The organism is Methylorubrum podarium (assembly GCF_040270385.1).
GTDB lineage: Bacteria > Pseudomonadota > Alphaproteobacteria > Rhizobiales > Beijerinckiaceae > Methylobacterium > Methylobacterium podarium.
In genome coordinates this window covers 1-4,476 of sequence record NZ_JBELQE010000071.1, presented here as the reverse complement: position 1 = coordinate 4,476, position 4,476 = coordinate 1, and the positions used below count along the sequence as shown (strand labels likewise).

Below are 4,476 nucleotides of genomic sequence, written 5' to 3'. Positions count from 1 at the left end.
CCGGCCAGATCCGCTTCGATGCGAACGGCCTGATCGAGCGGGCCGAGAGCTTGGACACGGCGATCGGCGGCGACGACAGCATCGAGGCGGGCGCGGGTGACAACCTCGTCATCGCCGGTGTCGGCGCGGACAAGGTGACGGTGCTCGGCGGCGCCGACATCGTGCTCGGCGACAACGGTGTGGTGGTGTTTGCCGGCGGCGTGCGCGTGAGCGTGGCCACCACGGCGACCGCCGACGGCGGCAAGGACACGCTGACGCTGGGCGATGGCGACAACCTCGCCCTCGGCGGCACGGAAGCCGACGCGATCACCGCCGGCACGGGTGCCGACGTCATCCTCGGCGACTTCGGTTCGGTGACCTACGACGCAGCCGGACTGCTCACGCAGATCCTGTCGACCGACACGGGGCTGGGCGGCGACGACACCGTCATGGCTGGCGATGGCGACAACCTCGTCCTCGGCGGCTTCGGTGCGGACACGATCGACACCGGTGCCGGCGCGGATATCGTGCTGGGCGACAGCGGCGGGGCGCTCTTCACGCTCGGCGTCATCGCCTCGGTGACGACGCTCGATGCGGTCAACGGCGCGGGCGACACGATCCGGGCGGGCGAGGGCGGCAACCTCGTCCTCGGCGGGCTCGGCGGCGATTCCGTCACCACCGGCACGGGCCGCGATGCCATCGTCGGCGACCACGGCCGCGCCAGCTTCTCCGGCGGCGTCATGGTCGTGCTCGAGACGATCGATCCGACCGCGGGCGGCGACGACCAGATCGTGGCGGGCGACGGCGACAACCTCGTCTTCGGCGGCGTCGGTGCGGACCGCATCGCCACCGGCGCGGGCGCCGACATGATCCTCGGCGACAACGGCCGGGCGGATCTCGCCCTGGCCTCCGGCCGCGCGGTGATCCGGCGGGTCGCCTCCACCGATCCCCTCGCGGGCGGCGACGACCGCATCGAGGCCGGCGACGGCAACGATTTCGCGGCCGGCGGCACCGGTGCGGATGTGATCCTCGGCGCGAGCGGCCACGACGTGCTGTTCGGCGACCACATGCTCTACGATCTGGCCCTGCCGGTGAACCAGCGCGCGGTGTCGATCTTCACCGCCGCGACCGATGGCGGCGGCAACGACACGATCGAGGGCGGCGCGGGCGACGACTTCCTCTACGGCCAGCAGGGCGACGACACGCTCTCCGGCGGCGAGGGCGACGACGACATCACCGGCGGCCACAACGTGCTCGGCGGGGCCGACGGCAACGATCTCATCAACGGCGGCACCGGCGCGGACGTGATCCTCGGCGACAACGGCGTCATCACCCGCAACGTGCTCGTGGACGACGTGAAATCAGTGGCGTGGCAGCGCAATCCCGGTCCCTTCGCCGACACGGTGACCCGCGACGTGCTGCGCTTCGACCTCATCGACTTCGTCGGCGGCGACGACGCGATCGCCGGCGGCGCGGGCGACGACCGGATCTTCGGCCAGATGGGCGACGACCTGATCTACGGCGAGGAAGGCTCCGACGAGATCGTCGGCGGCCTCGGCCGCGACCGGATCGATGGCGGCACCGGGGTCGATTACCTCCTCGGCGACGAGGGCCGGATCGTGCGCGCCTACGGTCAGGACGGCAGCGCGGTCCTCAACAGCGACGGCACCTGGCACCGCGACGTGGTGCTGGAGGAGATCGGCACGGTCACGGCCGCCATCGCCACGGACTCGCAGTCGGCCGCCGCACGCACGGCCGACCTCGCCGAGCGGCTGGCACGGGCCGACCTGGTCCTCGCGGTCGGCGCCCGCGACGGCGCGGGGACGCGCCTGACCACGGGCGAGGGGGGAGCCTGGGCGACCTCCGCGCTCACCGTCTCGCTGGCCAAGGCCGACGACGACATCCTCGCCGGCGGCGACGGCAACGACGTGCTGTTCGGCCAGCGCGGCAACGACCTCCTGATGGGCGGGGCCGGCGACGACCTGATCTACGGCGACCGCGCCTCGAACCTCGCGGAGACGGCCTCGGACAAGCCGGCGATCGTCAACGCGATCCGGCTGATCGGGGCGGCGCCGGAGACCGGCCTCGTGCTGCCGCTCGGCGGCGAGGTCGTGGTACCGGCCGCCAACCTCGTCCCCGGCGCGCTGAGCGCCGGCGCCCCGCGCATCGAGGTCTACCCGGCGATGGCCGGCCTGGCCGCCGACATCGCCGGCTCCGACCCGATCCGGCGCGGCGACGGAGCGCGGCTGACGGTCTACGCCTCGCTGGTTCCGAGCCTCTACGGCACCAACGGCGTGCTGGCGGGCAACGACACCATCGAGGGCGGTGCGGGCAACGACACGATCTACGGCGACAGCGGCGAGACCTACACCCTCGACGTGACCGCCTACGCCGCGCTCAACGCCCAGATCGACAAGGTCTCGGCTTCCATGGGCGATCTGCTCAGCGTCTTCGCCACGCTCGGCCGCGGGGTCGACCTGATGCAGGGGGCCGCCGGCCGGACGATCGCCTACGGCAACGACACCATCACCGGCGGCGACGGCGACGACGTCATCGTGGGCGATGCCGGCCGCACCATCGTGCGCGGCACCGGACCGCTGCGGAGCCAGAGCGTCGAAGCGGCGCTGGGCCTCAGCGACTTCCTCTCCGACATGCGCGCGGTCCTCACCGACCTCGCCATGACGGGGCGCGCCGCCCAGGCGCCGGTCACGGCGCGGCTGGAGACGATGGCGGGTCTGCCGCTGAACCAGCTCCTCGCCTACGGCCTGCCGGACGCGATGCGCACGGGCCACACGCTCTCGATCGGCAACGACACGATCGAGGCGGGGGCGGGTGACGACCTCGTCATCGGCGACACCCTGGTGATGCTCCAGCCCGGCGTGGCCCGCGCGCTCGCGGCCTTCGATCCGGCCCGGGCCCAGGACGCGGCCTCCGTCGAGGCGGCCGTGGCGGCACGGGCAGCGGAGCGGTTCACCGCGATGCGTCAGCATCTGACGGCGGACTTCCCCGTCGACCTCAAGTCGGCAGCCCTGCACTGGTTCGTCACGGTCGGCGCCCGCGGCGACCGCTTCCACAGCGGCGGCGACCGGATCACCGGCGGGGACGGCGACGACCTGCTGATCGGCGATACCGGCTTCATCCAGATCCCGGCCGCCAGCGCGGCCGAGGGCCGGGACGTGACCGCCGCGAGCCTCGCCGAGGATCGCGCGCAGGTCGATGCCCGCGTCCTCGGGACCGGCAGCATCGGGCTCGGCGGGGATCTCGACCCGTGGACCCGCTCCGCCTGGAACGCCCTCGCCGGCAGCGTCCTCGGCTGGCGCAACTCGCTCTACTACGGCCTGGCCTGGGACAGCCCCTTCGGCTTCGCCGGACCGCTGAGCCTCACCGCCGGCTACCGCGGCTGGATCGGTGCGGCTCGGGATGCCCGCTTCGACCTGCAGAGCGTCCTGTTCGACGTGCGCTTCGTCATGGGCGTCCCGGACTCCTCGACGCCGGCCTCCGGCGTCTATGCCGGCACGATCACGGCGGGCGAGGACATCATCGCGGGCGGTGCCGGCAGCAACCGCATCTTCGGGGCGCAGGCGACGCTGGTGCCGAGCGTCAACGCCGACGGCCGGATGATCGGGCCGAACGCGCTGACGGTGCTCCTGCCGGGGACCGGCCTGAACCAGGGCAGCTTCACCCCGGCGCTGTTCAAGGACAGCATCGGCGTGATCAACACGGCCGGCTCCGACACGCGCTTCATCAACTTCCGCTACGGCATGCCGGTCGCCGGGCAGTGGGGCGCACCGTCGGTGGCGAGCTACGCGGCGACCTACGGCCACGCGGCCCTGGGCACCCCGTCCGCGGTCGCGCCGTGGCTGTCGGCCCCGCAATACGGCGTGCCCCTGGGCGCCTCGACGGGGGCGGATCAGATCAGCGAGGGCACCGACGGCGTCTCGCTCGTCGGCTTCTACAAGAAGCGGGCGATCTGGACCTTCGATGCCGGCCTGTCGCTGCCCTCCTCGATCCTGGCGACCGCCGCCAGCACGCTGAACCCGGGCGCCGTCGCGGGCCGTCCGGCCACCATCGAGGCGGTGGCCCACAAGCCGCTGGTGCCGAAGGACGTGATCCGCTCCATCGAAGGCGGCGACATCGTCCTGCGCGGCAAGGAGCGGCCGGCCGCCGCCCCGTCGAAATACGCCACGTGGTTCTTCGACGAGGCCAAGGGCAGCCTCGTGGAGCAGGCGAAGGACGAGGACGACATCCTCTTCCTCGCCAAGCGCTTCGGCGATCCGACGCTGCCGTCGAAGTGAGGGCCGGCGGCCTACGGGCCGCCGCGGCTTCGGCCTTTCGAGGAGGGGCGAGTCTTTCAGCCGACTTCCGGCTGATACGGGTTCCGGTTGATTACTTCGGTCGCCGTCGCCCCTCTCCTCCCCCTTGTGGGGAGGAGGCAGGAGGTGGGGGTGGTTCAGGATGAGGCGGTGCGGTGCCGTCTGCACCACCCCCACCCCGAAC

Annotated in this window: 1 protein-coding gene; it reads left to right on the top strand. The window is 72.6% G+C overall.

Translation table 11 applies throughout. The features are described 5' to 3' along the window. On the top strand, positions 1-4,274 hold a 4,274-nt coding region (locus ABS772_RS12255; protein ID WP_407942985.1), incomplete at its 5' end, for a beta strand repeat-containing protein. Positions 4,275-4,476 lie beyond the last annotated feature (202 nt).